18 protein-coding genes are annotated in these 15,766 nt (G+C 60.9%); 8 read left to right on the top strand and 10 right to left on the bottom strand.

Going from position 1 to position 15,766, the window contains the following annotated elements:
• Window positions 1-86 precede the first annotated feature (86 nt).
• A complete protein-coding gene (locus tag LOY43_RS02870; RefSeq protein WP_258709163.1) occupies window positions 87-1,034 on the bottom strand; it encodes a LysR substrate-binding domain-containing protein in 948 nt (315 codons plus the stop codon).
• A 109-nt stretch (window positions 1,035-1,143) separates the two neighbouring features.
• Between LOY43_RS02870 and LOY43_RS02875 the strand changes: the two genes are divergently transcribed.
• The 3 genes from LOY43_RS02875 (at window position 1,144) to LOY43_RS02885 (ending at window position 3,058) form a co-directional block, all read left to right on the top strand.
• Window positions 1,144-1,782 (top strand): FMN-dependent NADH-azoreductase, encoded by a 639-nt coding sequence (locus LOY43_RS02875; protein ID WP_258709164.1) that lies wholly within the window; start codon window positions 1,144-1,146, stop codon window positions 1,780-1,782.
• Window positions 1,783-2,088: a multidrug efflux SMR transporter gene (locus LOY43_RS02880; RefSeq protein ID WP_016985399.1), complete on the top strand. Its 306-nt coding sequence runs from the start codon at window positions 1,783-1,785 to the stop codon at window positions 2,086-2,088. It begins immediately after the preceding gene.
• Window positions 2,089-2,179: 91 nt separating this feature from the next.
• Entirely contained in the window at window positions 2,180-3,058 is an 879-nt protein-coding gene (locus LOY43_RS02885; protein ID WP_258709165.1) for a triacylglycerol lipase, read from the top strand.
• A gap of 109 nt (window positions 3,059-3,167) precedes the next feature.
• On the opposite strand, the gene LOY43_RS02890 is transcribed toward LOY43_RS02885, so the two are convergent.
• Window positions 3,168-4,055 carry a DMT family transporter gene (locus LOY43_RS02890; protein ID WP_095047325.1) on the bottom strand — a complete coding sequence of 296 codons (888 nt, stop codon included), beginning with the start codon at window positions 4,053-4,055 and terminating at the stop codon, window positions 3,168-3,170.
• Window positions 4,056-4,151: 96 nt separating this feature from the next.
• Between LOY43_RS02890 and LOY43_RS02895 the strand changes: the two genes are divergently transcribed.
• From LOY43_RS02895 to LOY43_RS02905, 3 genes are all read left to right on the top strand, one after another.
• The gene (locus LOY43_RS02895; RefSeq protein WP_095047326.1) at window positions 4,152-4,946 is read left to right on the top strand and encodes a helix-turn-helix transcriptional regulator; all 795 of its coding nucleotides are present in this window, start codon (window positions 4,152-4,154) and stop codon (window positions 4,944-4,946) included.
• 63 nt (window positions 4,947-5,009) lie between these two features.
• Window positions 5,010-5,315, top strand: coding sequence for a PsiF family protein (locus LOY43_RS02900; protein ID WP_258709166.1), 306 nt, complete (start codon window positions 5,010-5,012; stop codon window positions 5,313-5,315).
• Window positions 5,316-5,750: 435 nt separating this feature from the next.
• The gene (locus LOY43_RS02905) at window positions 5,751-6,764 is read left to right on the top strand and encodes an AI-2E family transporter (protein WP_093430211.1); all 1,014 of its coding nucleotides are present in this window, start codon (window positions 5,751-5,753) and stop codon (window positions 6,762-6,764) included.
• 123 nt (window positions 6,765-6,887) lie between these two features.
• On the opposite strand, the gene LOY43_RS02910 is transcribed toward LOY43_RS02905, so the two are convergent.
• Window positions 6,888-8,162, bottom strand: a complete 1,275-nt coding sequence (locus tag LOY43_RS02910; protein ID WP_258709167.1) for an Hsp70 family protein — start codon at window positions 8,160-8,162, stop codon at window positions 6,888-6,890.
• Between the two features lie 291 nt (window positions 8,163-8,453).
• Here LOY43_RS02910 and LOY43_RS02915 point away from each other — a divergent pair, with 291 nt between their 5' ends.
• Window positions 8,454-9,404 (top strand): DnaJ C-terminal domain-containing protein, encoded by a 951-nt coding sequence (locus LOY43_RS02915; protein WP_095126127.1) that lies wholly within the window; start codon window positions 8,454-8,456, stop codon window positions 9,402-9,404.
• Window positions 9,405-9,427: 23 nt separating this feature from the next.
• Window positions 9,428-9,733, top strand: coding sequence for a chaperone modulator CbpM (locus LOY43_RS02920; protein WP_258709168.1), 306 nt, complete (start codon window positions 9,428-9,430; stop codon window positions 9,731-9,733).
• Between the two features lie 148 nt (window positions 9,734-9,881).
• Here the strand turns inward: LOY43_RS02920 and LOY43_RS02925 are convergent, their stop codons facing one another.
• The 7 genes from LOY43_RS02925 to LOY43_RS02955 form a co-directional block, all read right to left on the bottom strand.
• The gene (locus LOY43_RS02925) at window positions 9,882-11,009 is read right to left on the bottom strand and encodes a sensor histidine kinase KdpD (RefSeq protein WP_220557523.1); all 1,128 of its coding nucleotides are present in this window, start codon (window positions 11,007-11,009) and stop codon (window positions 9,882-9,884) included.
• A gap of 157 nt (window positions 11,010-11,166) precedes the next feature.
• A complete protein-coding gene (gene ureC / locus LOY43_RS02930) occupies window positions 11,167-12,867 on the bottom strand; it encodes an urease subunit alpha (protein WP_258709169.1) in 1,701 nt (566 codons plus the stop codon).
• Window positions 12,868-12,993: 126 nt separating this feature from the next.
• Window positions 12,994-13,302 carry an urease subunit beta gene (locus LOY43_RS02935; protein ID WP_095047332.1) on the bottom strand — a complete coding sequence of 103 codons (309 nt, stop codon included), beginning with the start codon at window positions 13,300-13,302 and terminating at the stop codon, window positions 12,994-12,996.
• Window positions 13,302-13,835, bottom strand: coding sequence for a GNAT family N-acetyltransferase (locus LOY43_RS02940; protein WP_093430218.1), 534 nt, complete (start codon window positions 13,833-13,835; stop codon window positions 13,302-13,304). The genes LOY43_RS02935 and LOY43_RS02940 overlap by 1 nt, the downstream gene beginning before the upstream one ends.
• Window positions 13,836-13,840: 5 nt before the next feature.
• Window positions 13,841-14,374: a GNAT family N-acetyltransferase gene (locus LOY43_RS02945; protein WP_095047333.1), complete on the bottom strand. Its 534-nt coding sequence runs from the start codon at window positions 14,372-14,374 to the stop codon at window positions 13,841-13,843.
• Window positions 14,375-14,383: 9 nt separating this feature from the next.
• Window positions 14,384-14,686, bottom strand: coding sequence for an urease subunit gamma (gene ureA / locus LOY43_RS02950; RefSeq protein WP_007915951.1), 303 nt, complete (start codon window positions 14,684-14,686; stop codon window positions 14,384-14,386).
• Window positions 14,687-14,909: 223 nt separating this feature from the next.
• Complete coding sequence (locus tag LOY43_RS02955) at window positions 14,910-15,749, bottom strand: urease accessory protein UreD (protein WP_258709170.1); 840 nt, start codon at window positions 15,747-15,749, stop codon at window positions 14,910-14,912.
• Window positions 15,750-15,766: the final 17 nt, after the last annotated feature.

Below are 15,766 nucleotides of genomic sequence, written 5' to 3' on the forward strand. Positions count from 1 at the left end.
GAGGCTAATCCGATTGTCGCCACGTTCTGCGGACGCGGTCGCTACCTAAGCTGTGAGTCGTGAGCGTTGCAAAAAGTTTTATCGGTTTACGCAACCCCAGTAGGAGCTGCCGAAGGCTGCGATCTTGGCGCCAGCCCGGACAAAACTGCCTCCTCGCGCAACCAGGCAAAAAACGCCCGCACCGGCGGATGCCGCTCGCGCCCTGGCACACACAACGCACTGTACCCGGCGCCATCGACATGAACCTGGCCCATGAACGGCACCAGTAAACCGCTGGCGACACTCTCCGACACCAGAATATTGCTCGCCAGCACCAGTCCTTGCCCGGCAATCGCCGCTTGCAGGGCGTAATGCTCTTCATCGTATTCGCGGATGGCCGGCTGCGGGTTCAACCAGTTTTCGCCGGCCTTCGCACACCACGCTTCCCAGCCATGGGCGTAAAGCTTGGAGTTGTGCCAGCGCACGCTGATCAACGTCGGTGTGCGCCGCGCGGCCAGCGCCACTTGCTCGGGCGAGCCGTAAACACCGAATGATTCATCGAACAGGCACAGGCCATAAAGGTTCGGGTAGTCGTCGAGGCTGTAGCGCAACACCAGATCGACGCTGGCGTCCTGATGCAGATCGATGACTTCACAGTGAGTATCGAGGCGCACGTTGATGTTCGGATGCTGGGCATAAAAGCGCCCGAGGCGCGGCACCAGCCACAGCGCAGCAAACGCGGCGGTGGTCGACAGCGTCAGCGTGCTGGCGTTGCGTTGCGGGCGCAGGGTGTCGACGCTTTGCGCCACCTCCAGCAATGCGCCGTGCAGGCTGCGAAACAGGCGTTCACCGCCCTCGGTCAGACGTACCTGGCGCGGCAGACGCTCGAACAACGCGACGCCGAGCCAGTCTTCCAGCGAGCGAATCTGATGCGAAATCGCCGTGGGCGTGACCGACAGTTCTTCGGCGGCAGCCTTGAAGCTCAGCAGGCGTGATGCCGATTCAAAGGCGCGCAGAGCGGTGAGAGGCAACGAGGCAAACATTGAAAGCTCCACGGATGAAATCAATTCATCCCGAGTGATTTTTGCTCATTTGAGAAGAAGCAGTGGCGAGCTTCAAGCTGCAAGCCACAAGCAGTTTGATTCTAGTCCGGAGGATTTACAGATGAGTAGAATTCTTGCGATTCATGCCAGCCCACGCGGCGACCGTTCCCACTCGCGGCGTCTGGCGGAAAGTTTTCTCAGTGCCTGGCAGGTGCGTCATCCGCAGGCGCAAGTGACTCGCCGGGAGGTCGGTCGGGCGTTGATTCCGGCGGTTAACGAAGCCTTTGTCGCCGCCGCGTTTTATCCACAGCCTGAAGCACGCCCACTGTCGATGCAGGCCGATCTGGCCCTGAGTGATCAATTGGTCGACGAGTTGTTCGATCACGACCTGCTGTTGATTTCTACGCCGATGTACAACTTCAGCGTACCCAGCGGCCTTAAGGCCTGGGTCGATCAGATCGTGCGGCTGGGCCTGACCTTCGACCACACACTGGACAACGGTGTCGCCCAATACACCTCGCTGTTGCAGGGCAAGAAGGCGCTGATCGTCACCAGTCGCGGCGGTTTCGGTTTCGGCCCGGGTGGTGAACTGGAAGCCTTGAACCACGCTGATCCATGGTTGCGCACGGCGCTGGGTTTCATCGGCATCAACGACGTCAGCGTTGTCGCGGCCGAGGGCGAAGAGTCCGCCGAACGCACCTTCGCGGTGTCGTTGGCCGAGGCCGAGCAGCGTTTGCTCAGCCTTGCCCGGGAGTTCTAAATGGCCTGGCTGTTCCTGCTGATCGCCGCCGGATTTGAAGTGACGTTCGCCATGGGCATGAAATACGCCGAAGGCTTCACCCGGCTCTGGCCGTCGTTGATCACGGTGATTGCGGCGGTCGGCGGGATCTACTTCCTGACACTGGCAATGCGCGAGTTGCCGGTGAGCATCGCCTACCCGATCTGGACCGCGATTGGCTCACTCGGCACGGTGTTCCTCGGTTTCGCCCTGTTGGGCGAGAGCCTGACGCTGGTCAAACTGCTGTCAGTCGGGCTGATTGTGGCGGGGGTGGTGGGCCTGAAGTAGGCTGGTCGTCGAGTTGTCATCATCAAGGAGGATGCTTGGCGGGCGTTTTGCACGCTTGGCATCCACTCACCGACCACAAGGATGTTTGCCCATGTCGACGCGTTATCCACTGGTGCTGGTGCCCGGCATGCTCGGGTTTATCCGGCTGGTTCTCTATCCGTACTGGTACGGCATCATCAAGGCGCTGCGCCGTGGTGGGGCGACGGTGATTGCGGTGCAGGTGTCGCCGCTGCATTCGACGGAGGTGCGCGGCGAGCAGTTGCTGGCGCGGATTGACGAGATCTTGCGCGAGACCGGGGCGCACAAGGTCAACCTGTTCGGCCACAGTCAGGGTTCGCTGACGGCGCGCTATGCGGCGGCGAAACGGCCGGATCTGGTGGCCTCGGTGACGTCGGTGGCCGGGCCGAATCATGGCTCGGAACTGGCCGACTATCTGCAAAAACACTACCCGGCGGACAGCGCCAAGGGCTGTCTGCTTGAAGCATTGCTGCGTTTTGTCGGCTGGCTGATGGCGCTGCTGGAGACCGGTTACCACGGGCCGAAACTGCCGGTGGATATTCATGCCTCGCACCAATCGCTGACGACTGAGGGTGTTGCGCTGTTCAATCAGCGTTATCCACAGGGCTTGCCTGAAACTTGGGGTGGGCACGGGCCGGAGGAGGTCAATGGTGTGCGTTATTACTCATGGTCAGGGACGTTGCAACCGGGCAAGACTGATCGTTGCGGTAATCTGTTCGACGGCACCAATCGCAGCTGTCGCTTGTTTGCGAAAACCTTCGTGCGTGAGCCGGGGCAGTGTGACGGGATGGTCGGGCGCTACAGCTCGCATCTGGGCACGGTGATTGGCGATGACTATCCGCTGGATCACTTCGACATCGTCAATCAGTCGCTGGGGCTGGTCGGCAAGGGCGCGGATCCGGTGCGGCTGTTTGTCGAGCATGCGGCGCGGCTAAAGGCTGCCGGCCTTTAGGATCAAAAGATCGCAGCCTGCGGCAGCTCCTACAGGTTCGGTGTCGCACACAAATTTTGTGAACGCCTCGAGCTCATGTAGGAGCTGCCGCAGGCTGCGATCTTTTCCATCAGGCAACGCTGGCCCGGCGGCCCAACACGGTGGTCCAACGCTCGGACAGAATCACCCCGCCCAAGGTCAACAAGCCACCCACCAGGTGATACATCGCCAACTGCTCCTTCAACACCCCTGCTGCAATCAGCGCGGTAATCAACGGCAGCAAGTTAAAAAACAACGTCGTGCGACTCGGCCCCAGGCGCTGCACCGCCTGCATCCACGCCAGTGGCGCGAGCATTGACGCGAGCAGGCACGCATATAGCACCAGCGGTATGTTCTGCAGGGTCAAACCAGTCTTCGGCGAAGCGGCATACAGCGGAAACAACACGACAATCGCCACCAGCACCTGCAAATACAGCAACACCAGCGGCGGCAGGCGCAGCTGCCATTTTTTCAGCAAAGTGCTGTAGATCGCATAGGCCAGTGTGGCGATCAGCATCATCGCATCACCCATGTTCACGCCGTGCTGCAGCAACGCGCCGAGGCTGCCGGACGAGACCACGACCAATACGCCGGCAAACGACAGAACCGCACCGACCAGCGCACCGGCGGTCAGGCGTTGGCCGAGACTGATGATCGCCATGGCCAGCGACATCAACGGCATCAGCGAGAGAATGATACCCATGTTGGTCGCCGTGGTCAGGGTTGCGGCGAAGTAGGCGAGGCTCTGATAGACCGCCATGCCGAGTACGCCAAGAACGAAAATCCTGCTCAGATTCGGACGGATCTGCGGCCAGTGCGCGATTACGGCTTTGAGCATGAACGGGGTGAACAGCAAACCGGCGAGCAGCCAGCGGTAGAAACCGATCTCGGCGGGGAAAATCGCCCCGACCGCCAGTTTGTTGATCACGGTATTGCCGGCCCAGATAAAAATCGCCAGCAGCGGAAACGCGTATTGCATGAGTCGAAACCAGTACGTTGATGAAGGGCGATTATCCCTTGTCTGGATGCAGGCCTATACTGCGAACCGGACAACCTGCCTCTGAAACCGGACAGCATGAACAGCAAACACATCGATCTGCTGGATTTCAGCGAACTGCCGTCAGCGGTGTACTTCCGCTACGCCGACTTCAATGCCCATGAATTCGCCGCGCCGCATCGGCATCCGTGGGGCACGCTGGAGTACGCCGCTCATGGCGTGCTGCACATGGACGTCGACGGCAGCCGTTTCATGTCGCCGCCGCAGTACGCGGTGTGGGTGCCACCGCAGGTCGAGCACAGTTTCTACAGCCATCAACCGGTCAACTATCGCGCGGTGTGCCTCGACCCCAAGGTCTGCGCCGAACTGCCCAAGCGCGCCTGTACCCTGGCGATCAGCGACATTCTCAAGGCGATTCTCAAAGACTTCGCCGCCCGTGACGTGAAGATTCCTGAACTCGATGCCGATCAGCGTCTGGCTCAGGTTCTCGTCGATCAACTGCAACAGGCGCCAGTGCATGAATGCTATCTGCCGTACGCGAGCAGTCCGGGGCTGCTGGCGATTCTCGAAACCTTGCAGGCCGAGCCGGGCAACAATCAGCCGCTGGCGCATTGGGCGCTGCAGGTGCATGTCAGCGAACGCACGCTGGCCCGGCAATTCGTTCGGGAGCTGGGGATGAGTTTTGGCGAGTGGCGTCAGCGCTTGCGCTATCTCGCCGCGATCGAGGCGCTGGAAACTAACCGCAGCGTGCAGGAAATCGCCTTCGATCTCGGTTATAGCAGTGGCTCGGCGTTCATCGCCATGTTCGCGCGGCAGGCCGGGTGTACGCCAGAGCAGTATCGCCGTAGCCATCTGGAAGGCAGGAAGGTGTAACAAGATTTGGCTACACTCCAGCAGAGGCCGTTCCCATCGGTGCGGCGACAAGGAGAAAACTCCATGAAGATGTTGCGTGTCCCTTTGTTGATGATTGGTTTGCTCCTGTGTTCCCACGGTTTTGCCGCCACGGCGCAACAGAACAAGATGACCACCTGCAATGCCGATGCGACCGCCAAGAGTCTGAAAGGCGATGAGCGCAAAACATTCATGAGCACTTGCCTCAAGGCAGCGCCAGCGGCCAACGATGCCAAGGCCCTGACGCCGCAGCAGCAGAAAATGAAAACCTGCAACGCCGATGCCGCCACCAAAGCCCTGACCGGCGATGCGCGCAAGACGTTCATGAGTGATTGCCTGAAGAAAAAATAACCCGGTTCTGTGGGGGGGCGCCCTCACCCTGACCCTCTCCCAGAGGGAGAGGGGGCTGACCGTGTTGTTTTCAGATATCCATCGACCTGAACTATCTGGCCGATTCTGGATTCAATACAGGACTGGCAGGTCGCCGGATTTCTTCGCCATTCCTCGATCCCTTCCCTCTCCCGGAGGGCGAGGGGACTGACCGCGGTGTTTCAAGACATTCGTCGACCTGAAAAAAACGGGCGATTATGGATTCCATGGCGCTGTCTCAGGTCACTGGATATCCAGAGCATCCCCCAATCGGTTCCCTCTCCTTCTGGGAGAGGGCTAGGGTGAGGGCTGGATCTGAAGCCGGGCACCAAAAGCTGAAGCTCCGCATATTTCTAGTGCTCACCCCGGAACGCTGGCAGACTGCCAATCCTTTTACGCCGTTCGTTTTGAGGCTGTATGCCAACGTTTTCTGAGCGTCATGTAGTGTTCTGGGTCAGTTGCATCATCATTTTCGGCGGTTTGCTGCTGGTGCTGCCGCTGCGCTTGTTGCCGAGCCTGCTGGCCGGGCTGCTGGTATTTGAACTGGTCAACATGCTCACCCCGCAACTGCAACGGCTGATCGAAGGTCGCCGCGCGCGTTGGCTGGCGGTGGCGTTGCTGGGCACGTTGGTGGTGAGTGTGCTGGCGTTGATCTTCGCCGGCGCCATCAGCTTCTTATTGCATGAAGCGGAAAACCCCGGCGCCTCACTGGACAAGTTCATGGGCGTGGTCGACCGCGCGCGGGGGCAATTGCCGCCGTTCATCGACGCCTATCTGCCGGCCAGTGCTGCGGAATTTCGCGTAGCGATTGGCGAGTGGATGGGCAAGCACCTGTCCGACCTGCAACTGGTCGGCAAAGACGCCGCGCACATGTTCGTGACGCTGCTGATCGGCATGGTGCTCGGCGCGATCATTGCCTTGCAGCGCATCCCCGACGTGACCAAACGCAAACCGCTGGCGGCGGCCCTGTTTGATCGCTTGCACTTGCTGGTGCAGGCCTTCCGCAACATCGTCTTCGCGCAAATCAAGATTTCCCTGCTCAACACTTTCTTCACCGGGATCTTCCTCGCGGTGATCCTGCCGATGTTCGGCATCAAGTTGCCGCTGACCAAAACCCTGATCGTGCTGACCTTCCTGCTCGGCCTGCTGCCGGTGATCGGCAACCTGATGTCGAACACCCTGATCACCATCGTCGGCCTGTCGCTATCGATCTGGGTGGCGATTGCCGCGCTGGGCTATCTGATTTTTATCCACAAGCTCGAGTACTTCCTCAACGCGCGGATTGTCGGCGGGCAGATCAGTGCCAAGTCGTGGGAGTTGCTGCTGGCGATGCTGGTGTTCGAGGCCGCGTTCGGCCTGCCGGGGGTGGTGGCGGGGCCGATTTATTATGCGTACCTGAAGAGTGAGTTGAAGCTGGGCGGGATGGTGTAACCACCCGGTGATCGTTCCCACGCTCTGCGTGGGAAAGCATCCCGTGACGCTCCGCGTCACAGCCTCAACAGCGGACGCAGAGCGTCCATGGCGGCATTCCCACGCGGAGCGTGGGAACGATCATCAGGCCATCGAACCGTAGCGTTTCATCGCGTCAATCGCCAAACCGCTACCAATGCTGCCAAAGATATTCCCTTCGACATGCCGCGCATTCGGCAGCATCGCCGAGACGCTATTGCGCAGTGCCGGAATGCCGCTCGAACCACCGGTGAAGAACACCGTGTCGACCTGTTCCACTGCCACACCGGCATCGTTCAACAGTTGCGTAACGCTGCCGCGTACCCGCTCCAGCAAGGCGTCGATCGCCGACTCGAACAGCGCGCGCGTCAGTTCCACGCTCAGCCCGGCCTCGATGCGGTCCAGCGGCACATGGCGGCTGTCGGTATGAGTCAGCTGAATCTTGGTTTCTTCGACTTCCATCGCCAGCCAGTGCCCGGCGCGTTGTTCGATCAGCTTGAACAGGCGATCAATGCCGCCAGTGTCTTCGATGTCGTAACGCATGCTGCCCAGCGCCAGGCTGGATTTCTGCGAGTACACCGAGTTGATGGTGTGCCAGGTCGCCAGGTTCATGTGGTGGCTGGTCGGCATGTAGGCGCCGCTCTTCATGCGGCTGCCGTAGCCGAACAACGGCATCAGGCCTTGCAGGCTCAGCTGTTTGTCGAAGTCGGTCCCGCCGATGTGCACGCCGCCGGTGGCGAGGATGTCATCGTGGCGGTTATCCAGGCCACGACGCTCGGGCGACAGGCGCACCAGCGAGAAGTCGGAGGTACCACCGCCGATGTCGACGATCAGTACCAGCTCTTCTTTCGCGATGGTCGACTCGTAGTCGAAGGCCGCCGCAATCGGTTCGTACTGGAACGAGACCTCTTTGAAGCCGATCTTGCGCGCCACTTCGACCAGGGTGTCTTCGGCTTCCTGGTCAGCCAGCGGATCGTCATCGACGAAGAACACCGGACGGCCAAGTACCACTTGCTCGAATTCCCGACCAGCGGCGGTTTCCGCACGGCTCTTCAACTGGCCGATGAACAGGCCGAGCAAGTCCTTGAACGGCATCGCCGTGCCGAGCACGCTGGTGTCGTGCTTGATCAGCTTGGAACCGAGCAGGCTTTTCAGCGAGCGCATCAGGCGGCCTTCGTAGCCTTCCAGGTACTCGTGCAGGGCCAGACGACCGTAAACCGGGCGGCGTTCCTCGATGTTGAAGAAGACCACCGACGGCAGGGTGATCTTGTCGTCTTCCAGCGCGATCATCGTTTCCATGCCGGGGCGCAGCCAGCCGACGGTGGAGTTGGACGTGCCGAAGTCGATGCCGCAGGCACGGGCTGGAGAGGCGTCTTTCATGTCTTTCGGTTCCGGTCAAAAAACGGCCGCGCAGTGTATGTCAGTGCGCGCCAGATTCGAAGGCCGGTCATCTGCTATTTCACGACTAAACTGCCTTGAAACCTCAAGCTTTGCCCCAAACTTGCTGGCATGGGCCGGCAGAACCACCGGCGGTCGCAAGAACCGCCGTCCACTGCCGATAAACTTCTGCTGCGCCACCCGGTCACAACCTTGAGATCGGTCAACCCGGCACGCGCGAATCGGCGCATGCTGGCATCGGCGCGAAATCGATAACGGACGGTGACTCCTTCGATGGACTTCAAAGACTATTACAAGATACTCGGCGTGGAGCCGACAGCAGACGACAAGGCAATCAAGGCTGCCTATCGCAAGCTGGCGCGCAAATACCACCCCGATGTCAGCAAGGAAAAAGACGCCGAGGCCAAATTCAAAGACGCCTCGGAAGCCTATGAAGCGCTGAAAAGCGCCGACAAACGCGCTGAATACGACGAGCTGCGCCGTTATGGTCAGCACGGTCAACCGTTCCAGGGCCCACCGGGCTGGCAGAGCCGCGGCGGCTTTGGCGGTGGCGGTGGTGACACCGGTGACTTCTCGGACTTCTTCAGTTCGATTTTCGGCAATCGCGGCCCCGGTTTCGGTGGCGGCGAAGGTCGGCAACAACGCAGTGCAGGACGCCGGGGACAAGACGTGGAAATGGAACTGCCAATCTTCCTCGAAGAAACGCTTTCGAACGAATCGAAGAAGGTCACCTTCCAGGTGCCGCAATACAACGCCAACGGCCAGCACGTCAGCAACACCAGCAAGAGCCTGAACGTGAAGATCCCGGCAGGCGTGACCGACGGCGAGCGCATCCGCCTCAAGGGGCAGGGCGCACCGGGCGTCGGTGGCGGGGCGAATGGCGACCTGTACCTGACCATTCGTTTTGCGCCGCACCCGAAATTCGATGTTGAAGGCGAAAACCTCATCATCACCTTGCCGCTGGCACCGTGGGAATTGGCGCTGGGTGCCGAAGTGGCGGTGCCGACGCTGACCGGCAAGATCAACTTGAAGGTGCCGGCCGGCAGCCAGAACGGCCAACGCATGCGCGCCAAAGGTCATGGCCTGAAAAACAAGGCAGGCGAACGTGGTTACCTGTTCGTCCAGCTCAAGGCCGTGATGCCGAAAGCTGCTGACGACGAGGTCAAGGCGCTGTGGCAGGAACTGGCGAAGAAAGCCGCCTTCAATCCGCGAGAGAACTTCTGAACCCGACGACGGAGTAGCCCATCATGAGCAGCCCCCTGATCGTTCAACTGGACCTGGCAGAATTCTGTGAGGCGGCCGATCTGTCGGACGTCTACGTGTTCGAAATCGTCGAACACGGCATCCTCGAACCTCAGGGCGCGCAGCCCCGGGAATGGCGTTTCACCGATTACGAGCTGGCCCTGGCCAAGCGCGCCGCCAAGCTGCGGCGTGATCTTGAGCTGGAGTGGGAAGGCGTCGCCCTGGCGTTGAATCTGCTCGAAGAAGTGCAGGAACTGCGGGCGGAGAACCGGATGCTGCGCCAGCGATTGGGTCGACTGGTGGTCGAATAGTTTTACCGTTGTTTACAGGTCGCACTGAAGGGCCTCTTCGCTGGCAAGCCAGCTCCCACAAGTAGCGCGTCGAATGCATATTTTGCGAACGACGCACAACCCTGTGGGAGCTGGCTTGCCAGCGATGAATTCCCCTCGGTTCATCTGCTTAAACCTTTCTGGGCAGGACCACGCTGAACAGTGTCCCGTCAGCCTTGCTCGAGCTGACTTCGATCGTCCCGCCATGGGCGGTGACCACCTCCTTGACGATAAACAACCCCAACCCAAGGCTGGTGGAGGGCTGCCCGAGTTCTTCGTCGGCGCTGCGTACCAATGGGTCGAAGATCGTGCCAATCGCCTCTTCGGGAATCGGTGTGCCGTAGTTATGCACCGCGATGCATACGCTATCGACCTCGCCGCTGAGGATGACGGTCACGTCGTGCTGGTTCGAACCATGCTGCAAGGCATTGCCGATCAGGTTTTGCAGCAGTTGATCGATGCGCCCGGCATCCCACGTGCCCTTGGTATCGCCTTCTACCGTCAGCGACGGATCGCATTCCGGATTGCCCGCGCAAGCCTCGGCAATCGCTGCCCGCGCCGCATCGGCCATGTCCATCGATGCCGGCTCGATCGGCAGGCTTCTGCCCAGACGACTGCGAACCAGTTCCAGCAAATCGCTGACCATGGCCGCCATGTGTCGCGCTCCACGTTTGATATTCAGGGCGCACGTCAGAGCATCGCCTTCCAGACGGGTTTTGCGCAGCAGCAGTTCGGTGGACATGCTCACCGCTTGCAGCGGCGCGCGAAGGTCATGGCCAAGAATGGCGAGGAAAATATCGCGCGAACGGTTGACCTGTTCGGCATAGGCGGCGGTCGATTCGGCCAGGGCTTCGTCGATGGCTTCGTTGAAGCGGATCATGTCCTGGAAATAGGCGACGTCAGGGGATTGCAGGCTGTTGACCCACAGGCGAATCACGCAGGCTCGCAGATGGCGGAATTCACTGGTCATCTGCACCAGATCAAAACCCACGGTGTGGCGCAACTCGCCATGACTGGCGCCGGCCTCGTCCAGACTCGGGGTCTTTTCCGGGCCTTCGCCCTTGGCTTTGGCGGCCTGTTCGGCAGGGCTCTGCGGCTTGCTCATGTCGCGGGCCGCGGCCCGCAGAATGGCGCTGGCGTGATCGCGCAGAGCCGTGGAATCAAGGTAGTCGGCGGCCGGCGTGATAGTTGCGGCGAACTGTTCCCACTCATCGACGATAGGCTCGATATTCGCCTGGATGAACTCGGATAGACGCATGGGCAGTTCCTGAAAAGAGGTGGAGCGAATCGAATAGTAGTTCCTTTGGCGAGAATTACACGACTGTTTGCGTGGTGGTTTCATACCAGCACGAAAAAGGCCCCGAGACTGTGCGCAAGGCGCGGTCCCGAGGCCTTTCTACAGCGTGGCGGCTGCGTCAGAACAGGAAATACCGCTGGGCCATTGGCAGGGTTTCTGCCGGTTCACACCACAGCAGAACGCCATCCGCCTTGACCTGATAGGTCTGCGGATCGACATCGATATTCGGCAGATAGTCGTTGTGGATCAGGTCGGTTTTCTGCACATCACGGCAGCCTTTGACTACGCCGATTTTCTTCTTCAAACCCAGTGCTTCAGGCAGCCCGGCTTCCTGCGCCGCCTGACTGATAAAGGTCAGGCTGGTGGCATGCAGCGAGCCGCCATAGCTGGCGAACATCGGGCGGTAGTGCACCGGTTGCGGCGTCGGGATCGAGGCGTTGGCATCGCCCATCAGGCTCGCGGCAATCGCGCCGCCCTTGAGGATCAACGTCGGTTTTACGCCGAAGAATGCAGGACGCCACAGCACCAGATCCGCCCACTTGCCGACTTCGATCGAGCCGACTTCATGGCTGATGCCATGAGTGATCGCCGGGTTGATCGTGTACTTGGCGATGTAGCGTTTGGCGCGGAAGTTGTCGTTGCCTGCGCCATCCTGCGGCAGCGGGCCGCGCTGCTTTTTCATCTTGTCGGCGGTCTGCCAGGTGCGCGTGATGACTTCGCCGACACGGCCCATGGCCTGGCTGTCGGAGCTGATCATCGAGAACGCGCCGAGATCGTGAAGGATGTCTTCGGCGGCAATCGTTTCGCGGCGGATCCGGCTTTCGGCGAAGGCAACGTCTTCGGCAATGCTCGGGTCGAGGTGGTGGCAGACCATCAGCATGTCGAGATGTTCATCGATGGTGTTGCGGGTGAACGGCCGGGTCGGGTTGGTCGAGCTCGGCAGCACGTTAGGGAAGCCGCAAGCTTTGATGATGTCCGGTGCGTGACCGCCACCGGCACCTTCGGTGTGATAGGTGTGAATGGTGCGGCCCTTGAACGCGCCGAGGGTGGTTTCGACGAAACCGGACTCGTTGAGGGTGTCGGTGTGGATCGCCACCTGCACGTCGAATTGATCGGCGACGCTCAGGCAGTTGTCGATGCTCGCCGGCGTGGTGCCCCAGTCTTCGTGCAGCTTGAGCCCGATGGCGCCGGCCTTGACCTGCTCGATCAGCGGCTCCGGCAGGCTGGCGTTGCCTTTGCCGGTGAGGCCGATGTTCATCGGGAACGCGTCAGCGGCCTGAAGCATGCGCGCCAAGTGCCACGGGCCGGAGGTGCAAGTGGTGGCGTTGGTGCCAGTGGCTGGGCCGGTGCCGCCGCCGATCATGGTGGTGACGCCGCTCATCAGCGCTTCTTCGATCTGCTGCGGGCAGATGAAATGGATGTGTGTGTCGATGCCACCAGCGGTGAGGATCATGCCTTCGCCGGCGATTACTTCGGTGCCTGCGCCAATGGCGATGGTCACGTTGGGCTGCACGTCGGGGTTGCCGGCCTTGCCGATTGCGGCGATGCGCCCGTCCTTGAGGCCGACGTCGGCTTTGACGATGCCCCAGTGGTCGATGATCAGCGCGTTGGTGATCAGCGTGTCGACCACTTCGGCAGCCAGCAACTGGCTTTGGCCCTGGCCGTCGCGGATGACTTTGCCGCCACCGAATTTCACTTCTTCGCCGTAGGTGGTGAAGTCGTGTTCGACTTCGATCCACAGCTCGGTGTCGGCCAGGCGCACCTTGTCGCCGATGGTGGGGCCGAACATGTCGGCGTAGGCTTGTCTGGAGATTTTCATGTGTCTGCCTTAGTTGATCGTTCCCACGCTCTGCGTGGGAATGCCGCCATGGACGCTCTGCGTCCGCCGTTATGTGACGCGGAGCGTCACGGGATGCATTCCCACGCAGAGCGTGGGAACGATCAGTCAGTCGAGGTTGCCCATGATCCGTCCGGCAAATCCGAACACCCGCCGATGCCCGGCGTAATCGACCAGCTCAACCTCACGGCTCTGCCCCGGCTCAAAGCGCACCGCCGTGCCCGCCGGAATATTCAGGCGCATGCCACGGCTGGCGGCGCGATCGAAGGTCAGCGCGTCGTTGGTTTCAAAAAAGTGATAGTGCGAACCGACCTGAATTGGCCGGTCGCCGCTGTTGGCGACTTTCAGGCTGATAGTGCGGCGGCCGACGTTGAGTTCGATGTCGCCGGGCTGGATCTGGTACTCGCCAGGAATCATCACTGGGCTCCTTGCAGAATCTTGTAATAGAGGGCGGTCGGCCGATAGGTGCCGTTCGGATCGCAAGCGTAATCAGGGATTTCGCCTGCGCGGCTGTAGCCTAACGCCTTGTAGAAATCTTCGGCGGGCGAGCCGGCCTCGGTGTCGAGGTAAAGCATGCCGCGCTTGTGCTTGGGCGCTTCGAGTTCCAGCGCACTCATCAGTTGCTGGCCGAGGCCGCGACGTCGTGCGTGTTCGCGCACCAGCAGTTTCTGCACCTCGGCACGATTGAGGCCGTTGGCCTTCTGGCACAGGCCCAGTTGCACACTGGCCAGTACCTGCTCGTCCTTGACCACCACCCAGAGCAGCACGCTGCCCTTGTTGACGTTGTCCTGCACCTCATCGAAATACGCGCGCGCCTGAGCCGCATCGAGGTCGGCCATGAAACCGACGCTGGCGCCGTAACCCACGGCATCGAGCAGCAGATCAATCAGACCCTGACGGTAATGCGCAAAACTTTCAGCATTGACGCGGCGCAGTTGGGCGGCGTTCATCGGTGTCACTCCTTGTTGGCGTCAGGCGGCTCCGCGCCAGGGTTGAGGGTCAGTTGCATGAAGGTCAGGTCGAGCCAGCGGCCGAATTTGGTGCCGACTTGCGGCATCTGCCCGGTAATTTTGAAACCGGCGCGCTCATGCAAACGAATCGAGGCAGCGTTGCCGCTTTCTATGGCGGCGACCATGACGTGTTTGCCGCAGGTTCTGGCGCGCTCGATCAGCGCTGCCATCAATTGTGGGCCGAGGCCATTGCCGCGCTGGTCGCTGCGCACATAAACCGAGTGCTCGACGGTGTGGCGAAAGCCGTCGAACGGTCGCCAGTCACCGAAGGAAGCGTAGCCGAGCACGCTGTTGTCGGCGTCGACGATCAGCAGAATCGGATAAGCCTGGGCCTGGCGCGCGCTGAACCATGCCTGGCGGTTGCCGAGATCGACGGCTTGTTCATTCCAGATCGCCGTGGTGTTGAGCACGGCGTCGTTGTAGATGTCACGGATCGCCGGCAGGTCGGCGTGCAGCGCATCGCGAATGGTGTAAGTCATGGCGCGGCCTCAGACGATCGGCTGGTGGACGGTGACCAGTTTGGTGCCGTCGGGAAACGTCGCTTCAACCTGGATCTCCGGGATCATTTCCGGGATGCCTTCCATCACTTGTTCGCGGCTGAGCAGGGTGGTGCCGAAGTGCATCAGCTCGGCCACGGTCTGGCCGTCACGCGCGCCTTCGAGCAGCGCGGCGGAGATGTAGGCCATGGCTTCCGGGTAATTGAGTTTCACGCCGCGGGCCAGACGCCGCTCGGCGACGAGGCCGGCGGTGAAGATCAGCAGCTTGTCTTTTTCGCGTGGGGTCAGGTCCATTGTGGGGTTCCATCAGGGCAGATTTGTGAGGTTCTTGCGGGCGCGGGGTGCCCGTTGGAGCAACCCCTCACCCTAGCCCTCTCCCAAGGGAGAGGGGACTGATCTCGGTTGTTTTCAATGGCCGGTTCAGTCAGCAGTATTCGTTCAGGCAGTAAATTCATTTCAAACGACCCGGTCAGGCTCCCTCTCCCTCCGGGAGAGGGCGGGGGGTGAGGGTCGCTTTTCAGGTGCTCCATATTCTGGGGGATACCGCGTCGCGACCCAGCAGGGCGGGTCTGAGCAAACGCCATAAATCGATGAGCCAGGCGCGGGCGAGCAACGCTTCACTGGCCAGACAACGAGCCACCAAAAGCCCCGGCAACTGCGTCAAATCCCCACGCACTTCGTGGCCCAGCGAGCGGCAGCGCTCAAGCAATTCAGCCTCAATCTCGCCAGTGACCAACAACGTCGCAAACACCGGATTGCCATCCAGCCCGATCGGCGAATCAAGCAAACCATCACCGCCGACAACGCGCTGGCGCTCGTGCCAGAGCAATCGACCATCACGGCGAATATCCAGATGCGCCTGAAAATGCCCACGGTCAAAACGCTCGCCACTGGCGGGGCGACCCAGTGCGACCACGTCCCAGTAGAACAGCCGCGCATCGCCTTCAAGATCAATCGAAGTGCTCAGCTCAGCCTGCGCGGCGCTGTAGACGATGGTTTCCTGCTGCAGCCATTCCAGCGTCCCGCCGGCTGCCACTTTCAAATCCAGTTTTTGATACGCCGGCCCACCCGCGCGATACCACTTCGCCGCGCCGGGGCTGGTGATCTGCGCCCAGGCGTGTTGTTCGACGCGCGCGCTGATGTCCAGTCGGTCGCCGCCGGCAATCCCGCCCGGAGGATGGACGATGATGTGCTGGCAGACCTCGGGGCCTTCTGCGTAAAGGTGCTTTTGCACACGCAGCGGGCCGAGGTGCCGGCGCATGACCGGACGCGTGCAGTCACCGAAACGGGCGTAAGCGAGTTCCAGCTCGGCGTGCCAGCTCGGGGTAAACAGGGCAGGTGAAACAGTCGAATTCATGGTTTGTAATTATCGTT

This window comes from Pseudomonas sp. B21-041, assembly GCF_024748675.1.
Lineage (GTDB): Bacteria > Pseudomonadota > Gammaproteobacteria > Pseudomonadales > Pseudomonadaceae > Aquipseudomonas > Aquipseudomonas neuropathica.

What these genes read in the sequence shown, in the direction of transcription:
- LOY43_RS02875 (WP_258709164.1), top strand. Translation starts at nt 1,144, where the DNA reads ATGAGTAGAATTCTTGCGATTCATGCCAGCCCACGCGGCGACCGTTCC.
- LOY43_RS02880 (WP_016985399.1), top strand. Translation starts at nt 1,783, where the DNA reads ATGGCCTGGCTGTTCCTGCTGATCGCCGCCGGATTTGAAGTGACGTTC.
- LOY43_RS02885 (WP_258709165.1), top strand. Translation starts at nt 2,180, where the DNA reads ATGTCGACGCGTTATCCACTGGTGCTGGTGCCCGGCATGCTCGGGTTT.
- LOY43_RS02890 (WP_095047325.1), bottom strand. Translation starts at nt 4,055, where the DNA reads ATGCAATACGCGTTTCCGCTGCTGGCGATTTTTATCTGGGCCGGCAAT.
- LOY43_RS02895 (WP_095047326.1), top strand. Translation starts at nt 4,152, where the DNA reads ATGAACAGCAAACACATCGATCTGCTGGATTTCAGCGAACTGCCGTCA.
- LOY43_RS02900 (WP_258709166.1), top strand. Translation starts at nt 5,010, where the DNA reads ATGAAGATGTTGCGTGTCCCTTTGTTGATGATTGGTTTGCTCCTGTGT.
- LOY43_RS02905 (WP_093430211.1), top strand. Translation starts at nt 5,751, where the DNA reads ATGCCAACGTTTTCTGAGCGTCATGTAGTGTTCTGGGTCAGTTGCATC.
- LOY43_RS02910 (WP_258709167.1), bottom strand. Translation starts at nt 8,162, where the DNA reads ATGAAAGACGCCTCTCCAGCCCGTGCCTGCGGCATCGACTTCGGCACG.
- LOY43_RS02915 (WP_095126127.1), top strand. Translation starts at nt 8,454, where the DNA reads ATGGACTTCAAAGACTATTACAAGATACTCGGCGTGGAGCCGACAGCA.
- LOY43_RS02920 (WP_258709168.1), top strand. Translation starts at nt 9,428, where the DNA reads ATGAGCAGCCCCCTGATCGTTCAACTGGACCTGGCAGAATTCTGTGAG.
- LOY43_RS02925 (WP_220557523.1), bottom strand. Translation starts at nt 11,009, where the DNA reads ATGCGTCTATCCGAGTTCATCCAGGCGAATATCGAGCCTATCGTCGAT.
- ureC (WP_258709169.1), bottom strand. Translation starts at nt 12,867, where the DNA reads ATGAAAATCTCCAGACAAGCCTACGCCGACATGTTCGGCCCCACCATC.
- LOY43_RS02935 (WP_095047332.1), bottom strand. Translation starts at nt 13,302, where the DNA reads ATGATTCCTGGCGAGTACCAGATCCAGCCCGGCGACATCGAACTCAAC.
- LOY43_RS02940 (WP_093430218.1), bottom strand. Translation starts at nt 13,835, where the DNA reads ATGAACGCCGCCCAACTGCGCCGCGTCAATGCTGAAAGTTTTGCGCAT.
- LOY43_RS02945 (WP_095047333.1), bottom strand. Translation starts at nt 14,374, where the DNA reads ATGACTTACACCATTCGCGATGCGCTGCACGCCGACCTGCCGGCGATC.
- ureA (WP_007915951.1), bottom strand. Translation starts at nt 14,686, where the DNA reads ATGGACCTGACCCCACGCGAAAAAGACAAGCTGCTGATCTTCACCGCC.
- LOY43_RS02955 (WP_258709170.1), bottom strand. Translation starts at nt 15,749, where the DNA reads ATGAATTCGACTGTTTCACCTGCCCTGTTTACCCCGAGCTGGCACGCC.